General features: G+C 40.2%; 20 protein-coding genes and 1 other annotated feature. All 20 genes read left to right on the top strand.

What is annotated here, in order from left to right; translation table 11 throughout:
• Positions 1–2 precede the first annotated feature (2 nt).
• The 20 genes from QNH17_RS22710 to QNH17_RS22615 all read left to right on the top strand — a co-directional run bounded on the left by QNH17_RS22710 (position 3) and on the right by QNH17_RS22615 (position 17299).
• A complete protein-coding gene (locus QNH17_RS22710) occupies positions 3–1724 on the top strand; it encodes a sensor domain-containing diguanylate cyclase (RefSeq protein WP_283875294.1) in 1722 nt (573 codons plus the stop codon).
• Positions 1725–1892: 168 nt separating this feature from the next.
• The gene (locus QNH17_RS22705; protein WP_481858542.1) at positions 1893–2000 is read left to right on the top strand and encodes a type IV pilin protein; all 108 of its coding nucleotides are present in this window, start codon (positions 1893–1895) and stop codon (positions 1998–2000) included.
• On the top strand, positions 1997–2761 hold the full coding sequence (locus QNH17_RS22700) for a prepilin peptidase (protein ID WP_283875292.1): 765 nt from the start codon (positions 1997–1999) through the stop codon (positions 2759–2761). Before QNH17_RS22705 ends, QNH17_RS22700 begins: the two co-directional genes overlap by 4 nt.
• Before the next feature lie 472 nt (positions 2762–3233).
• On the top strand, positions 3234–4349 hold the full coding sequence (locus QNH17_RS22695; protein WP_283875290.1) for a hypothetical protein: 1116 nt from the start codon (positions 3234–3236) through the stop codon (positions 4347–4349).
• A gap of 206 nt (positions 4350–4555) precedes the next feature.
• A complete protein-coding gene (locus tag QNH17_RS22690; RefSeq protein ID WP_283875289.1) occupies positions 4556–5128 on the top strand; it encodes a Maf family protein in 573 nt (190 codons plus the stop codon).
• 42 nt (positions 5129–5170) lie between these two features.
• Entirely contained in the window at positions 5171–5860 is a 690-nt protein-coding gene (gene radC / locus QNH17_RS22685; RefSeq protein WP_283875288.1) for a RadC family protein, read from the top strand.
• A gap of 162 nt (positions 5861–6022) precedes the next feature.
• Positions 6023–7045 carry a rod shape-determining protein gene (locus QNH17_RS22680; RefSeq protein WP_283875287.1) on the top strand — a complete coding sequence of 341 codons (1023 nt, stop codon included), beginning with the start codon at positions 6023–6025 and terminating at the stop codon, positions 7043–7045.
• 82 nt (positions 7046–7127) lie between these two features.
• Positions 7128–8009, top strand: a complete 882-nt coding sequence (gene mreC / locus QNH17_RS22675; protein ID WP_283875285.1) for a rod shape-determining protein MreC — start codon at positions 7128–7130, stop codon at positions 8007–8009.
• Positions 8006–8524 carry a rod shape-determining protein MreD gene (gene mreD / locus QNH17_RS22670; RefSeq protein WP_283875284.1) on the top strand — a complete coding sequence of 173 codons (519 nt, stop codon included), beginning with the start codon at positions 8006–8008 and terminating at the stop codon, positions 8522–8524. Before mreC ends, mreD begins: the two co-directional genes overlap by 4 nt.
• Before the next feature lie 152 nt (positions 8525–8676).
• Positions 8677–9357 carry a septum site-determining protein MinC gene (gene minC, locus QNH17_RS22665; RefSeq protein WP_283875282.1) on the top strand — a complete coding sequence of 227 codons (681 nt, stop codon included), beginning with the start codon at positions 8677–8679 and terminating at the stop codon, positions 9355–9357.
• Between the two features lies 1 nt (position 9358).
• Positions 9359–10162, top strand: a complete 804-nt coding sequence (gene minD, locus QNH17_RS22660) for a septum site-determining protein MinD (RefSeq protein WP_283875280.1) — start codon at positions 9359–9361, stop codon at positions 10160–10162.
• 123 nt (positions 10163–10285) lie between these two features.
• On the top strand, positions 10286–11074 hold the full coding sequence (locus QNH17_RS22655; RefSeq protein WP_283875279.1) for a M23 family metallopeptidase: 789 nt from the start codon (positions 10286–10288) through the stop codon (positions 11072–11074).
• Complete coding sequence (locus tag QNH17_RS22650; RefSeq protein ID WP_283875278.1) at positions 11067–11936, top strand: M50 family metallopeptidase; 870 nt, start codon at positions 11067–11069, stop codon at positions 11934–11936. Before QNH17_RS22655 ends, QNH17_RS22650 begins: the two co-directional genes overlap by 8 nt.
• 183 nt (positions 11937–12119) lie before the next feature.
• Positions 12120–13568 carry an Rne/Rng family ribonuclease gene (locus QNH17_RS22645; RefSeq protein ID WP_283875277.1) on the top strand — a complete coding sequence of 483 codons (1449 nt, stop codon included), beginning with the start codon at positions 12120–12122 and terminating at the stop codon, positions 13566–13568.
• Between the two features lie 84 nt (positions 13569–13652).
• Positions 13653–13735, top strand: a sequence feature (ribosomal protein L21 leader region).
• Between the two features lie 13 nt (positions 13736–13748).
• Positions 13749–14057, top strand: coding sequence for a 50S ribosomal protein L21 (gene rplU, locus QNH17_RS22640; protein WP_026563440.1), 309 nt, complete (start codon positions 13749–13751; stop codon positions 14055–14057).
• Between the two features lie 15 nt (positions 14058–14072).
• On the top strand, positions 14073–14417 hold the full coding sequence (locus QNH17_RS22635; RefSeq protein WP_283875275.1) for a ribosomal-processing cysteine protease Prp: 345 nt from the start codon (positions 14073–14075) through the stop codon (positions 14415–14417).
• Positions 14418–14711: a 50S ribosomal protein L27 gene (gene rpmA / locus QNH17_RS22630; protein ID WP_026563442.1), complete on the top strand. Its 294-nt coding sequence runs from the start codon at positions 14418–14420 to the stop codon at positions 14709–14711. It begins immediately after the preceding gene.
• A 207-nt stretch (positions 14712–14918) separates the two neighbouring features.
• Positions 14919–15461, top strand: coding sequence for a Spo0B C-terminal domain-containing protein (locus QNH17_RS22625; protein WP_283875274.1), 543 nt, complete (start codon positions 14919–14921; stop codon positions 15459–15461).
• 60 nt (positions 15462–15521) lie between these two features.
• Entirely contained in the window at positions 15522–16817 is a 1296-nt protein-coding gene (gene obgE, locus QNH17_RS22620; RefSeq protein WP_283875273.1) for a GTPase ObgE, read from the top strand.
• A gap of 41 nt (positions 16818–16858) precedes the next feature.
• Entirely contained in the window at positions 16859–17299 is a 441-nt protein-coding gene (locus tag QNH17_RS22615) for an ACT domain-containing protein (RefSeq protein ID WP_283875272.1), read from the top strand.
• Positions 17300–17356 lie beyond the last annotated feature (57 nt).

Below are 17356 nucleotides of genomic sequence, written 5' to 3'. Positions count from 1 at the left end.
GCATGAAGGTAAAACCATACATCAAGAATTTGATTTTTCTGACTTGGATTTTAATGGTTCCAGCTGGAACATGGTTCACCTATAAGACTTATCCTCCAAATATTTCCGGGCACTGGATAGATATCCTTGCCTTTTTGCTGTTAACCTGTGTGGTGGCAACTATGCCCATTGTCATAAATAATATGTTTATTTTCTTAATCCAATGGGTGGCGCTTGCTACCTTTTTAAGATTTGGTTTATTCGTTGAAATCATTTTTGCACAAATAGCCGTTCTTGTTTTACTACTAAAGTTACGGATCCTCCGCAAAGGTGAGCTATTTCGACTGCCGCTTAACTTGATTATGTTTTTTCTTGTTTCCTTGACGAGCGGTCTGGTTTATCACTGGCTTGGTGGAGAGACACGCCCTAACTTTACTGAAAACTCAAATTACTTATACTTGGCTCTCTTATACGCCGTGGTAAGTTATTCCATGAATCAAATCATTGTCTCGTTCAATCTCTATTTTATTTATAAAAGCAAAGAATCCTATTTTGGAAAGGATTTTGTTGTTGAGACCATAACCACTTTCATCACCTTCCCGATTGGCTTTGTACTTTATATCCTTTATAATCAAGTTGGCAGTTTAGCCCTGTTGTTTGTGGGGATTCCTTTTGTCAGTTTATCTATGATTTTCAGACTTTATTATTCTAGTGAAAAGATTAACGGGTATCTACAAAAGGCTGCCGAAATCGGTCATCAATTGGCCGAACGCTTAAATGTCGTTGATGTAGTTGAGTTATTGATTCAAAAAGTCAGTGAAATGCTTCCAGTGGATTATGCCTATATCCTTGAAGTAACGAAGAATGATGAACTTCAAGTCATTCGCGGACTGGAAGATGGCATGCCTAATAGTTTACCACCTGTAGAGAAATACGAAGGAATTAGCGGGATGGTATGGGGCGAGCAAAAGACGTTCTTATACACAGCAAAGAAAGAGTGGCAGAAATATGCTAACGGCCATTTACCTGATGATGCAGAGAGTATCTTAGGCGTACCCATCGTTCGAAGCAAGAAAGTAATTGGCGTGTTATTACTTGCTTCCAAGCGAAAGCGGGCATTTGAAAAATTCCAGTTGATGATCATCGATATCCTTTGTTCCCACTTTGCGGTTGCCATTGAAAATGCCAAGCATTATGAGATGACAAAAATGCAAAGTGAACGGTGCTCATTAACAAAACTGTATAATTATCGTTATTTTGAAAACATGCTAACTGAAGAATTTGAGAAATTAACAAGATTCGAACGCAGGACATTATCGTTAATTATTCTTGATATTGACCATTTTAAACAAGTCAATGATACGTATGGCCACCAAAGCGGAAATGAAATCCTGTCTGAGCTTGCCAGCAGACTAACAAAGCTGATTGGGCATACGCGAGGAACCGTCGCTCGTTATGGCGGGGAAGAATTTGTCGTGCTTTTACCTGATACCTCCAAGGCAGAGGCCTACCAAATTGCAGAACAAATAAGGCAAATGATCGCCAATTGGCCATTTACACTCAAACAGTCTATGGTTTTAGACAAAATGCAGCAGAAGGTAATGATAACCGTCTCGATTGGAGTGGCAACAGCACCTGAGGATGCAGAAGATGCATTGGCGTTGATTCGCCATGCGGATCGAGCGCTTTATGTGGGGGCAAAGAGGGCTGGGCGGAATCGGGTCGCGGAGTATTCGTCGTGTTAAGCAGTTGATATAAGAGGTCTTTTCTTCGAAACTGAGTTTATATGGAAAATAAAAAAGTACACATTCTTGAGAATTTTCATGAATGTGTACTTTTTTTATCTTTTTAAAATAATGTATACTAAAATAGACAATATTACTAGGTTTATAGAACCGTGGGGAGATGACAATATGATTCAAATGTTAAAAAATAAGATTCAAGACCAACGTGGATTAACATTAATTGAATTACTCGATGTTGTAGTTATATTAGGCATCATTGTTACAATTGCGGTATGATTATCTTGCTCCAATTTGTTATTTTTCTATATGGTATAACGCTAGGATCATTCTACAACGTAGTTGGCCTTCGAGTTCCAATAAAGCAGTCAATTATAAAACCAAGATCAGCTTGCCCAACATGTGGGCATCAATTAAAAACATTTGAACTCATCCCTGTGGTTTCTTATATAATTCAAGGTGGGAAATGTCGCGGCTGTCAGTCACAGATTTCTCCTGTTTATCCAACTTTTGAACTACTTACAGGGGTTATGTTTGTCACTGCACCATTAGTTATTGGATGGTCTAGTGAATTGTTAGTTGCCCTCTCACTAATTTCGATGTTTATGATTATCATTGTTTCAGACATTCACTATATGCTCATCCCTGATAAAATTCTAATTTGGTTTGCAGGGATTTTTTTATTGGAGCGTATATTCTTACCGCTTAGCCCATGGTGGGACAGTATTCTCGGTGCCGTGACAGGTTTCAGCCTTCTTTTACTTATTGCTATTGTCAGCAAAGGTGGAATGGGGGGAGGGGATGTAAAACTTTATGCACTGATTGGCTTAGTCCTTGGGTTTAAGCTTGTCCTCTTATCTTTCTTTCTATCAACATTATACGGTGCAGTAATTGGTGGATTAGCGTTACTTCTTAAAATCGTCAAGAAACGTCAACCAATTCCATTTGGACCGTTTATTGCCGCAGGTACTTTAACCGCCTATTATTGGGGAACAGAAATAATTGACTTTTACTTGCGTTTTTTAAATAGGGGAAATTAATTAAGGGGTTTTTTTATGGCTTTTTCCTCTTTTTTCATCCAAAAACCGAATGATCAACCTGGTGGTCAATGAACATTCGATTTGTTTTCTTGAGCAAACGAATCCCTGACATACAAGGATTTAGAAAAGTTTATTGAAACAATTGAATCGTTACAAAGGATTGTTGTTGTCGAAGCGATTACTTATTCAGGTGAACAAGAAATAACTAGTTTGTTGCAAGATGAACTGCCAATAAACTACAGTCTTACGGTTTCAGCTTTTTAATGTCTTGCCTAGAAGCCCTGGAAGCTGAACTTCCAGAAATAGATGCACCAGAGCCTGTAAATAAAGAAAACCGACTTAGCCAGTTTTTCGATACAACAGGATCTAATTAACACCATGTCAAACTAGTAAATAATTTGGCGAAAGTCTACGATAACAAGACGACAAAAGTCTTGTTATTTTTTTTTGTCTTTGTGATAGGATGAAGCCAATGACCCATCGGAAGAGAGAGGAGTACGGTTTAGTGGACAAGCCTAACAAAGGCAATACAATTAAGATCAAATTAAATGCAGAAAACCCGCCCATTCAAGAATTACCTCCCGAAAAAGAGGTTGGACCTAACAGCGACCCTATTCCTAGAGTAATAAAAATAAATACGGAGCAGACAGAATCGGATGTTATTAGTGAGACGGCGGCAGCACAAGAATCGGTTGACGAAAGTTTTGATTGGATTATTCCTGAATCCTCCGACAATGACATTGAGGAGTTTAAAATTAAACCGAGTCAAACGAGTAAAAAAACGTCCCTTCCCAAAATAACAACATTCACATCGAATATCAAAAAGAAAAATGGCCGCCCCTTAGGATCCATCTTAATTTCTGCAGCCTTCGCTATTTTAATCGGAATAACAATTGGTATAGTGATGCTGAAGTTAGTCATCACATCTCCATCTGACAAAACGGTGACAACAATACCAACTGAGGTCACGGACAAGCCAGCCAGCAGCGCCGGAACGAAAACAGCAGAAGCCAAAAATACTTCTGCAGCTTCCATTTCCCAGTTAACGACCTATGTCATTCAAGGCGGTGTTTTTTCGTCAGATTCTGGAGCTAAAGAAACTTCGGATAATCTATCCTCGAAAAATGTACCAACCAAAACAGTAGAAATGGATGGCAAGTATTATTTATTTCTAGGTGTGGCTGACTCCATCGAAGGTGCTAAAGCCTTAGGAGCCCAATATAAAGAAAATGGTATTGATGATGTATTTGCAAAGCCTTTGTTATTAGAGGAAAGAAAGTTTTCTAATATTACAGATAAAGAAAAGACCTTCTTAAAAGCAGTACCAACCATTTATGAAACGCTCTCACTTACCACCTCCAATGCGGTAGTGACCAAGGATCTTTCGGAGGAAGCTAGTAAAGTTCTTACAGAAATTGAAACACCATTGAAAACTAGTGTGAAAAATGAAAAGATCAAAGATCTAAAAGCAGAATTGGTCAGTGCAAACGAAAAAGTAAAGGCATTTCAAGAATCAAAAGACGAGAAAAATCTTAGTGAAGCTCAACAGCATTTACTAAACTTTTTATCGATATTTTTCTCAAAGTAATTTATATCGACACTCCTCGATATTTTCCGGGAAATAAGGCCTATCAAAAACTTGATAGGCTTTTCGTCTTTCCAAAAATAAAAAACCTCTGCATAATTTTACAAATTCCATCAAATTTTAATTATATAAAAATTGTTTGCTACTGTAATTTCTGATAGGATTGAATTGTATCTCCCTAATACGTACCATAAAGGTAAGGTGATCGAATGCAGAACCTCATTTTAGCCTCTTCTTCTCCACGGCGAAAAGAACTTCTAGAAACTCTCCGTTTAACATTCGCGATCTCAAGCAGTGAAGTTGATGAAAGTTTTGATCCAGCTCTCGCTCCTAAAGATGTAGTGATGGAGTTAGCCGACCGAAAGGCACAAACCGTTTTTAAAGAAAACCAGGATGCCTTTGTGATAGGCTCGGACACCATTGTTGTTGCGAATAATCAAATTTTAGGAAAGCCCGCAGATGAAGCAGAAGCGTTTACCATGTTAAAAAGCTTGTCGGGTCGTCAGCATGAAGTATTTACAGGTGTTTCAATTGTGTCGAAAACAGGTACAACAAAGTTTTATGAAAGAACAGAAGTTTGGTTTTGGGAGTTAACGGACGACTCAATACGGGCGTATGTAAAAAGTGGTGAACCGCTTGATAAAGCAGGTGCATATGGCATTCAGCAGCTCGGAAGCATGCTTGTCAAAAAAATAAATGGAGACTATTTTGCGGTTGTCGGACTGCCTGTTTCGCGTTTGGTAAGAGAATTGAAAAAGGCAGGCTACAAGTTGCCGTATTAAACTTTTTTGTTCATTAACTCCCTTAAAAAGGGAGGAAAAAAAGTGTCCACCAATACATTAATGATCCGTGATTTCCCTCAAGATGAAAGACCGAGAGAACGGTTTGTTCAACATGGCCCACAAAGCCTATCGAATCATGAACTGATCGCTATTTTGCTGCGAACCGGAACAAAAGACGAATCGGTCCTGCAATTATCGAACCGGCTGTTGACTCATTTTGAAGGGTTACGTCTTTTAAAAGCAGCTACTTTAGAAGAAATGACCGAGATCAAAGGGATTGGTTCTGCAAAGGCCATCCAAATCCTCGCTGCCGTCGAAATTGGCAGAAGGATTTCAAACCTCAACTATAAGGACCGTTATGTCATCCGCTCCCCGGAAGACGGAGCAAAGTATGTCATGAATGATATGCGCTTTTTATCACAAGAGCATTTTGTTTGTTTATACCTAAACACAAAGAACCAAGTCATTCATAAACAAACCATTTTCATCGGAAGCTTAAACGCCTCGATCGTCCACCCAAGAGAGGTGTTTCGCGAGGCGTTAAAGCGGTCTGCCGCCTCGATTATTGCAGCCCATAACCATCCTTCCGGAGACCCGGCTCCAAGCCGTGAAGACATTGAAGTCACGAAAAGGCTCGTCGAATGCGGAAAGATTATTGGAATTGATCTCCTCGATCATTTGATTATCGGCGAGAATAAGTTTGTGAGTTTGAAGGAAAAAGGTTATTTATAAACTATGATTTTATTTGACGTTGAGTTATAATAATGGTTATGATTTTTTAGGACTTCTTAAAGATTAAGCTAGATAAATATTAGGAAAAAAGACATGATAGTAAAGTGAATATCTATCTATTGGAGTTTTTGCATTACGGTTCAGAAAGGGAGATACAAAACTATGTTTGGAATTAGAGCAAGAGATCTTGGGATTGACTTGGGGACTGCAAATACCCTTGTATATGTAAAAGGAAAAGGAATTGTACTGCGCGAGCCATCCGTTGTGGCAATGCAGACTGATACAAAAAACATTGTCGCCGTTGGTAATGACGCGAAAAATATGATTGGACGGACGCCGGGGAATATTGTTGCAATGAGACCGATGAAGGATGGCGTCATCGCAGATTTTGAAACCACTGCAGCCATGATGAAGTACCATATTCGTCAAGCACAAAAAAGTAAAAACGTGTTTACCGGGAATCCTTATGTTATGGTTTGTGTGCCTTCTGGGATTACCGCAGTTGAAGAACGAGCTGTCATCGATGCAACGAAACAAGCTGGGGCTAAGGATGCGTATACGATTGAAGAGCCATTCGCAGCAGCAATTGGTGCCAATTTACCAGTCTGGGAACCAACCGGGAGCATGGTCGTTGATATTGGCGGGGGAACTACCGAGGTTGCGATCATTTCATTAGGTGGAATCGTTACAAGCATATCCATTAGAGTGGCTGGCGATGAAATGGACGATTCGATTATTACTTATATTAGAAAGAATTATAACTTAATGATCGGGGACCGTACTGCAGAGACGATTAAAATGGAAATTGGCTCGGCTGGGGAAGCTGAAGGCGTCGACAATATGGAAATTCGCGGTCGAGATTTATTAACAGGCCTTCCAAAAACGATTGAAATCACGGCTAAAGAAATTGCTGGTGCATTAAGAGATACCGTTACTGCGATTGTCGAGGCAGTCAAGAATACATTGGAGAAAACTCCACCTGAACTTGCGGCAGATATTATGGACCGCGGGATTGTTCTAACCGGCGGCGGTGCACTACTCCGTAATTTGGACAGGGTTATTAGTGAAGAAACGAAAATGCCAGTGCTGATTGCTGAGAATCCGCTTGATTGCGTGGCCATTGGGACAGGAAAAGCATTGGACCATATTCACTTATTTAAAAACAAATCAAGAGATTCGCGTTAGTTTAGATTGTGCTAATTGGCACATATGGAATATTCAAATTAAAAACGATACTTTTTATCTAGAAAAATAGAGGTGTATAATCATGCCACAGTTCTTTCTGAATAAACGTCTGATTATCTTGCTTGTCAGCATCATTGTTCTCGTGGCATTGATTGGGTTTTCTTTAAGGGAGAGAAGTAAACTATCCTGGCCGGAGCAATTTCTAAAAGATACCACCGGCTGGGTTCAATCCCTGGTTTCAAAGCCTACTCATTTTGTGACAGGCTTTTTTGAAAATCTCCAGGATTTGCAAAATACATACGATGAGAATAAGGAATTAAAATCGCGGGTCGAAAATCTTGTCAATCTTGAAGCACAAGTACAAGAGTTGAAACAAGACAATAAAGAATTACGTGACATTCTCGGTGAAAAAAGAACCCTGAGAGACTTCAAACCATTACCAGCTACCGTAATTGGCAGAAACCCTGATCGTTGGCATGAAATGATTATTATCGACAAAGGCAAATTAAATGGCATCAAAAAAAATATGGCTGTTGTTACGGCAACCGGCTTGGTAGGTAAAGTCAAAAATGTAACCCAATTTAGTTCAACCATTCAGCTGTTAAGTGCTATGGATCCTAAAAATCGTATATCAGCTGTTGTGCAGGGCAAGAAAGATGTCTATGGATTTGTCCAAGGATTTGATGACAAACGAAAACTACTTTTAGTTAAAGCCATACCATCGGGGGAAAAAATTGAAAAAGGGCAAAAAGTAATCACGTCTGGCCTAGGCGGAGTTTTTCCGAAGGGACTGCTGATTGGAAAAGTGGTTGACGTAAAGCCCGACCAGTATGGATTAAATCAAACGGCTTTAGTTCAGCCTGGTGCAGACTTTTATGATATTGAAAATGTTATTGTCATTAAAAGATTAATGACTCAGCCAGTAGATATGCAATCAACTGATGGGAAGGAGAAAGATTTTTGAGAAAATTCCTTCTTCCTCTTTTATTTTTGTTGCTTTTTATTGTTGAAAGTCTTTTTGTGGAGTATTTACCCGAGAAGGTTTTCGGGTTTGAACGAATATTTGTCCCTCACTTTCTTTTTATTGCTATTTTGTTTTTAACGATTTTTGTCGGAAGAAAACATGGAATTATTTATGCGGCCATTTTTGGACTTTTATTTGATGTCGTATATGTTGAAATTATCGGGATCTACTTTTTCTTATTTCCATTTATCTCTTATCTGATATATAAACTATTGCAGGTTTTGCAATCCAATATTATTACGGCGTTTCTTGCAGCGGTTCTCGGTGTTTCACTATTAGAGATTGGTGTTTATGAAATGAACTATTTAATTCATGTAACAGACCTTGATTTTATCGGTTATATGAACTTGCGTTTTTACCCAAGTCTTATCTTAAATGCAGGTGTTACACTCATTGTTGCCTACCCATTAAAGTGGCTTTTTGAAAAACATTCGGAAGCAATAAGAGCCGAATGATTTTTCATTAAAAAAGAGGAGAATGGACGCATCGTGTCGAAATTTTATTAGGATAGTATGACTATTGATTCGGAATAGGCTAGAGGGCCCGTATTCCTCTCGAACTGGCTTGTTTCGAAATTGCTTTCTTATTATGAGGTGAAAAATTCTCCATGAAAAAACGGCAAAATGTAACAATAAAAGGGACAAAGGAAGGACTTGTCCTTCATCTTGATGATAGTTGTTCCTACGAAGAACTAAAAAGGGAACTTGATCATAAACTTTCAGCCAACTCTAGTACACAGGATGAGCGTCATTTAACCTCTGTCAAAGTGGAAATCGGTAACCGCTATTTAACGGAACCGCAGCGGGAAGAACTAAAAGAATTAATTCGTCAAAAAAAGAATTTTGTTGTGGATGAAATTGAATCGAATGTAATCACGAAGGATGAAGCTGAGGAATTATTGGCCGAAACGGAAGTAATGACTGTTTCTAGAATCATTCGTTCGGGACAAGTCCTCGAAGTCCCAGGTGACCTGTTGTTAATTGGTGATGTCAATCCAGGCGGAACGGTCATTGCAGGCGGAAACATCTTTATCATGGGAACCTTAAAGGGAATAGCTCATGCGGGCTGCTATGGGAATGATGAAGCAGTCATTGCCGCATCCAGCATGAAGCCATCTCAGCTTCGAATTAGTGATTGTTTAAATAGTGCATTAGACAGCCTTCAAAGCAATGAAAAGCGGGAAATGGAATGTGCTTACATCGATGAAAACCGTCAAATCATTGTTGATAGATTACAAGTGTTAATCCAATTAAGACCTAATTTAACGAGATTAGAAGGGGGACATTAAAGTGGGAGAGGCAATCGTAATTACATCCGGTAAGGGCGGCGTAGGAAAAACAACAACTTCTGCTAATATCGGCACATCATTAGCCCTTCAAGGTAAAAAAGTATGTTTAGTAGATACTGACATCGGTCTTCGTAACTTGGATGTCGTCATGGGACTTGAAAACAGAATTATCTATGATCTTGTCGATGTTGTTGAAAAAAGATGCAAAATCCATCAAGCCCTTGTGAAGGATAAACGTTTTGATGGCTTATTATATTTATTGCCCGCTGCACAAACGGTTGATAAATCAGCCGTGAAGCCAGAGCAAATGAAAGAATTAATCATCGAACTAAAGCAGGACTACGATTATATTATTATCGATTGCCCAGCAGGTATTGAGCAAGGATTCCAAAATGCGATTGCTGGGGCTGACAAGGCGATCGTCGTGACAACACCAGAGGCTTCTGCCGTCCGTGATGCTGACCGGATAATTGGTCTCCTTGAGAAACAACCGAATATGGAGTCGCCAAAATTAGTCATCAACAGGATTCGAAATCATATGGTCAAGAATGGGGATATGCTCGAGATTGATGAGGTAACACAGCATCTTTCCATCGAACTCATCGGCATTGTCGCTGATGATGATGAAGTGATTAAAGCTTCTAACCACGGGGAACCGATTGCCCTCAATCCGAATAACAAAGCATCAATTGCCTACCGAAATATTGCGAGAAGAATTCTTGGTGAATCAATTCCATTGCAGTCACTCGAAAATGCAGACAAGGGAATGTTTACGAAAATTAAAAAGTTTTTTGGTGTCCGTTAAAAAAAGCGCCGCTATAAATCAGCCTGTCCACTCACTTGTGGACAGGCTGATTTATTTTAAAGTCATACTCTTTCATTCCTCTTCATAGACTTGTACAAATTAGTGTGAAAAGGGTGGATGGAAATGGCGCGGTCTACACCGGAAGAAATTCGGCGACGAATCGCAAAGCGAAAAAATGATAAAGGAACAACATCTGTAAAAAGTCCCGACCGCCAAATTGCTTGGCCTAGTGACGATGAAAAATATGGTTTTAATCAGTATACTCCTCCAGGGGGGAGTGATAGTGAGGACGGGCATCCTTTATTTAAGAAGGAAGTTTTCTTTTTCAAAATTTTGTCCTCTATCCTCCTATTTTTAGTGATTGCTATATTATTTCGGAACCATTCCACTACCTTTGACCCTGCAAGAGCCTTGGTGACTAAAACAATGGACCAGGATTTTAAGTTTGCAACCGTATCAAACTGGTACGAAAGTAAATTTGGAAAACCTTTAGCCCTGCTGCCTTTTTCGGATAAAGATCAAACGGAGAAAAAAAAGGTGGCTGAAACTGAGTTTTCCGTCCCAGCAATGGGGAAAATCCTTGAAAACTTCGAAAAGAACGGGCAGGGAATTATGATTGAAACGGGAAAAGGGGCGTCCGTCCAAACGATTAATGAGGGATTTGTTATGTCTGCGGGTGTAAAAGAAGGTCTTGGAAAAACAGTCGTCGTTCAACATGCAGATAAAACGGAAACATGGTATGGGAATTTGGATGAAATCGACGTTAAATTATATGAGTATGTCGAAAAACGACAAGTAGTTGGCACCGTCTCTGGAACCACAGGTGAAGATAAAAGCAAAGGTAAATATTACTTTGCCATTAAAAAAGACGATAAATTTATCGATCCCATTCAGGTGATACGCTTTGAATAAAGCCATAAATTTACTTCGACTGATTAGTATTCATCCATTATTATGGATTGTCATTGCCATTTCAGTTGCCACAGCTCATTTCCTTGAGGTTTGCTTATTACTTGGAATTATTTTCATCCATGAATTGGGGCATGCGGCTGCGGCTTCTTTTTTTTCATGGAGAATCAAAAAAATCACCCTGCTGCCGTTTGGCGGGGTTGCCGAAATGGATGAGCATGGCAATCGCCCGTTAAAAGAAGAGATGATTGTCGTACTAGCAGGGCCGCTCCAACATGTGTGGATGGTGGCCTTAGCGTATGGATTGGTTAGCATGGACCTGATATCTGTGGACCTTTTTCACCTATTTTTTAGCTATAATCTGATGATACTCGTATTCAATCTATTTCCTGTTTGGCCGCTTGATGGCGGGAAACTGGTATTCTTACTGCTTTCATTAAAAAGTTCCTTCCCAATCGCCCATCGCTTAACGCTTATCCTTTCCTTGGTAAGTTTGTCGATCTTTTCGCTGGTTATTGTTGTAGCAGCCCCAACTCATATCAATGTCTGGGTCATCATTGCCTTCCTTTATTTCTCGCTCTACCATGAGTGGAAGCAGCGCCGCTATATCTTTATGAGATTTTTATTGGAGCGCTATTATGGCAAGAAATCAAGTCTGCAAACATTGAAACCAATTGAGGCCAATGAAGAGGAATTACTTATTCACGTTTTAGAAAAGTTTCAACGCGGCTGCAAACATCCAATCATTGTCGAAGCCGATGGCAAGGAAAAAGGGATGTTAGATGAAAATGAACTCTTACACGCCTACTTTACCGAAAAACGCTTAACCGACAAAATCAGCGACCTTCTCTTTTCTTATTACTAAGGTATAATAAAAAGAAAAGCGAAAGCGACCGTTTAGCAACGTATGGACTGGAGCGCTTCGACTGAGATAAAGGAAACACGAAGAGCGAAGTGATTCGATGTTGACTTATCGTAGGGAGAAGTGCGAAGTACACTAGTTGCTGGGAGCTGGAGCTAGAAAGTAGAAAAAAGTGAGGTCGCTTGTTTGGAAACGTTAATCATTAACTACAACTCACGGGAAAAGCGATTGGCTTATATAAAAGATAACCGTGTAGAAAATATCGTCTTTGACCGGCCAGAACATCGATCACTGGTCGGTAATATTTATTTTGGGACTGTGACGAAAGTATTGCCCGGCATGAATGCCGTGTTCATTGATATAGGCGAGGAAAAAAATGCGTATTTACACCGGGATGTGCTTCCTTCCTATCTCTTTTCACAAGATAAACAAAAAAACGTCAGCTCGTTCGTTCATCAAGGAGAAAAAATGCTTGTGCAAGTCGATAAGGACGCGACTGGCACGAAAGGTGCCCGAGTTACGGGGATTATTGAAATTTCGGGGCCCAATCTCATTTACATGCCCAAGGGTCGTTATGTGGCCGTTTCAAAAAAAATTGCGGATGATAGGCAACAAGCAACACTACGCCGAATCGGCAGTCACTTAAAAACAGACGAAGAAGGGATGATTTTTCGAACTTCCTCCCTTTCAAGTACCGAAGAAGAAATACACTCTGAACTAACAAACCTGCGCGAGCAGTATCAACAACTGTTGCAGAAAACGGCAGGCCTTAAAAAGCCAGGGATTATTTTTCAAAAGGACACTTTCATCGAAATGGTCTTGGATAAGGTGGGGAGAATGAAAGACGGAGAGGTAATCGTCGATGACCTACCACTAAAAAAGCTTTCTGAGGAGCGAAATAATCAGGTCAAACATATTTACTACAATGGAAAAGAGAATATTTTTTCAGTACATAATATCGAGCATGAAATTGATAAAGCCCTCAAACGGATTGTCTGGCTTGATCACGGCGCCTACCTAATATTTGATGAAACGGAAGCGCTGACGATTATTGATGTGAACACCGGCAAATTTTCTGGAAAGACGGATTATCAGGAAACGGTGTTAAAAACCAACCAGTTGGCTGCAAAGGAAGTCGTGCGTCAGCTCCGTCTGCGTGATATTGGCGGAATCGTCCTCATCGATTTTATCGATATGAAACGTGAAAAGGACAAGCAGGCTATTCATGCTCTTATCGAATCGGAATTAGCCAAGGATCAAAAAAGAACAAAGATTATTGGCTTTACCCCGTTAGGCATTCTACAACTAACACGAAAGAAAACGAAGGTTACTCTTTCAGAGGCACTCGAGGTGAAATGTCCTGTCTGTAATGGGACGGGCCGGATTCTTAGTCCAGAAACGGTTGGTTTTCGGCTTGAACGAGAGCTATTAGAGCACCGCTATTCTGAATTTGAGGCTGTCCTGGTGGAAACGACCACTGAGGTAAAAGAAAAGCTGCTAGGGCCAAATGAAGCCCACCGGGAAGCCTTAGAAGAGCTCTTACATCTTAAGTTGTTTTTTTCGATTCAGCCGTCTAACCGCCATTATTATGTTATAAAGCAGTTTGGCAATGAAAATGAGATTGTTCAAAAATGATTGGATTGAAAATGATCTTCCTAAATTTCTATTGACACTTTTGCCTAGAATATGTTAGGATTTTAATGTTATGTTTGTAGCGCACCCGTGCTACAACCGCACAGAACAGGTCCTAAGTCTTTAGCATATGCTTAAAGCGCCTGTGTATGGCGAGTCTGAGTTTATAAGGAGGTGCAGTTCATGTACGCAATTATCGAAACTGGCGGTAAGCAATTGAAAGTTGAAGAAGGCCAAGCTATCTACATCGAAAAATTAGATGTTGAAGCTGGTGAAACAGTTACTTTTGACAAGGTTCTTTTCGTTGGCGGTGAAAACGTAAAGGTAGGTTCTCCTGTTGTTGCAGGTGCTACAGTTACAGCTAAAGTTGAAAAACAAGGCCGTCAAAAGAAAATCATTGTTTTCAAGTACAAGGCGAAGAAAAACAACCGTAAGAAGCAAGGTCATCGTCAACCTTATACTAAAGTTGTCATCGAAAAAATCAACGCGTAAGGTGTTGGATCATAGATGATTAACATTACGATTTATCGTACGAAGTCCGGAACGATTCAATCATTTGAAATGAGCGGACATGCATTGTTTGCAGATCGTGGGAAAGACATTGTTTGTGCAGGCGTATCAGCCGTATCTGTAGGTGCGATTAATGCGGTGCATGAGCTAACCGGTGTCACTCCTGATCTTGAACATCGAGCAGATGGTTTTCTCCGCTGTGTGATTCCGGAAGATCTTCCAGATAACACGCAAGAGAAAGTGCAAATTCTTCTTGAAGGCATGGCTGTTTCATTACGGGCGATTGAAGAAGAATACGGAAAGCACATAAAGATTACCTTCAAAAAGCAGGAGGTGGAATAAATGTTATTAAAATTAGATCTTCAGTTGTTTGCATCTAAAAAGGGTGTAGGTTCTACAAAAAACGGACGTGACTCTATCGCAAAGCGCCTTGGTGCTAAGCGTGCAGACGGACAATTCGTAACTGGTGGTTCAATCCTTTACCGTCAACGCGGTACAAAGATTTACCCAGGTGAAAACGTTGGCCGTGGAGGCGACGATACACTTTTTGCAAAAGTTGACGGCGTTGTGAAATTTGAACGTGTCGGCCGTGATCGCAAAAAAGTGAGCGTTTATCCAGTAGCTCAAGAAGCTTAAGGATTCTTTGAAAACTCTAACCTGATTGGTTAGAGTTTTCTTTTTGCCAGCGAATTTTTCCTTCCATAATATACTTCGGGAAACGCTACGTAGATGCTTCTTTTTGCCTCTAATTAACTTTCATCACAAAATAAGCTTACTCATGGTTCATTTTTTGATATACTATCAGCAAACTAGTGTTGTGACACTTAATGTGGGAGTGTACGTATGGAGAAAGATTGGGATATTGTTGAAGTGCTGCGGCATGCTCGTCATGATTGGTTAAATAGGCTTCAACTAATAAAGGGGAACTTGGATTTAAATCGAATCGACCGGGCAAAAGCGGTCATTGATGAAATCATTATCGAAGCGCAGCATGAGTCAAAGCTTTCAAATTTGAAAATGCCTTTGTTTGCCTCACTATTGTTAAAATCAAATTGGGAGAATCCTTCCTTTAAACTTGAATATGAGGTCCTTCATGATACGAAAGTTGATCCAATCAATGAGGACCTGTTGACAAAGTGGACATCCCATTTATTTAAAAGTTTAAATGAGACGATTGAAGCTTTTCAAGAAAATCATTTATCTGTAACAATTGACCCGGAATTAAAGGGGATTCGTTTCTTTTTTGATTTTAGCGGGATAATAATTAAAAGCGAAGTAATGAATGAATTCCTTTCAGAACCATTTAGTCTACTCGACATCGTGGTCAAGGACTTCTCAGAAAGCGAATTCGCATTAGAAGTTTATTTACCTTATCAAAAAAAATAGGAAAAGCTAAGACTCTTTTCGTGACATTTTTTGATTTGAATTGCAGACTGGAGGAATAAGATGTTTGTTGATCAAACGAAGATTTATGTAAAAGGCGGAGACGGCGGTAATGGTATGGTCGCGTTCCGTAAAGAAAAATATATACCAAAAGGCGGTCCAGCAGGTGGGGATGGCGGGAAAGGTGCCAATGTTGTTTTTGAAGTAAATGAAGGCTTACGTACATTAATGGATTTCCGTTATCAGCGTCATTTTAAAGCACCGCGCGGCGAGCATGGCATGTCCAAAAACCAGCACGGTGCCGGTGCAAAGGATATGATTGTCAAGGTACCGCCTGGAACAGTGGTAATTGATGCAGATACGAAAGAAGTGATTGCTGATTTAGTTGAAAATGGACAACAAGCAATCATCGCCAGAGGCGGCCGTGGCGGGCGCGGAAATTCACGATTCGCCACCCCTGCAAACCCTGCACCAGAGCTTTCTGAAAATGGGGAACCAGGTCAAGAGCGGGAAGTAATCCTTGAATTAAAACTGCTTGCTGATGTTGGTCTAGTTGGATTTCCAAGCGTAGGGAAGTCAACACTGTTATCCGTTGTATCTTCGGCAAAGCCGAAAATTGCTGAGTATCATTTTACAACGATTGTTCCGAATCTTGGGATGGTCGAAACGGAAGATGGGCGCAGCTTTGTCATGGCAGACCTTCCAGGTTTAATTGAAGGAGCAAGTGAAGGTGTGGGCTTAGGACATCAATTCCTGCGTCATATTGAACGGACGAGAGTGATTGTCCATGTGATTGATATGTCTGCGATGGAAGGCAGAGACCCATTTGAGGACTATCAGACCATCAATCGCGAATTAAGTGAATATAATTTGCGCTTGACCGAGCGTCCGCAAATCATCGTTGCCAATAAGATGGATATGCCGGAAGCTGAAGAAAATTTGAAAAAGTTTAGAGAGCAGCTCGAAGAGGATTATCCAATCTTCCCGATTTCAGCCGTAACAAGAAAAGGTCTTCGTGAATTATTGTATGCTGTTGCAGATAAGATTGAGGAAACACCTGAATTTCCACTTGAGCACGAGGATGAGGAGGAAACAACGGGTGTGCACCGTGTTCTTTATAAGCACGAGGCAGAACCGGAAGCATTTAAAATTACAAGAGAACCGAATGGCACATTTGTCGTCTCTGGTGAAAAGACAGATAAACTCTTTAAGATGACAGACTTCTCGAGAGAAGAATCCGTTCGCCGTTTTGCACGTCAACTTCGTGGTCTTGGTGTAGATGAAGCCTTGAGGGAAAGAGGAGCAAAAGACGGGGATATTGTGAAATTAATGGAGTTTGAATTTGAGTTTATTGAGTAGAAGGGAACGTGTCCAAAAGAGAGTAAGGTAGAGTGATAAAAATGGATAAGAAATTTTACTTAGTGCGTGAAGATGTTTTGCCGGAAGCAATGAAGAAAACGCTTGATGTAAAAGAAATGCTGGAAAGAGGTAAGGCCGAATCTGTTGCGGATGCTGTTCAAAAAGTAGATTTAAGCAGAAGCGCCTTTTATAAATACCGAGATACTGTTTTTCCTTTTTCAACCATAAAAAAAGAAAAGATTGTCTCGCTTTTCTTTCATTTGGAAGATCGCTCTGGTACGCTGTCACACTTGCTCAGTGTTGTAGCAAACTCAGGCTGCAATATTGTTACCCTTCACCAAACGATTCCGTTGCAAAGCAGGGCAAATGTAACACTCTCATTAAACACTTCAAACATCACGATGGAAATAGATGAGTTACTTGAGGAACTTAGGAAGCTCGAATTTGTAGAGAAGGTAGAAGTGCTGGGAACAGGTGTGTAGGACAAACTACACCCGGTTCTCAGCTCTCTTTTTATAAAAATAAGGAGTGGGGAAACA

The sequence above is a fragment of the Neobacillus sp. SuZ13 genome (assembly GCF_030123365.1).
Classification (GTDB): domain Bacteria; phylum Bacillota; class Bacilli; order Bacillales; family Cytobacillaceae; genus Neobacillus.
Note: the sequence above shows the minus strand (reverse complement) of the source record. Positions and strands in the feature narration are given on the sequence as shown.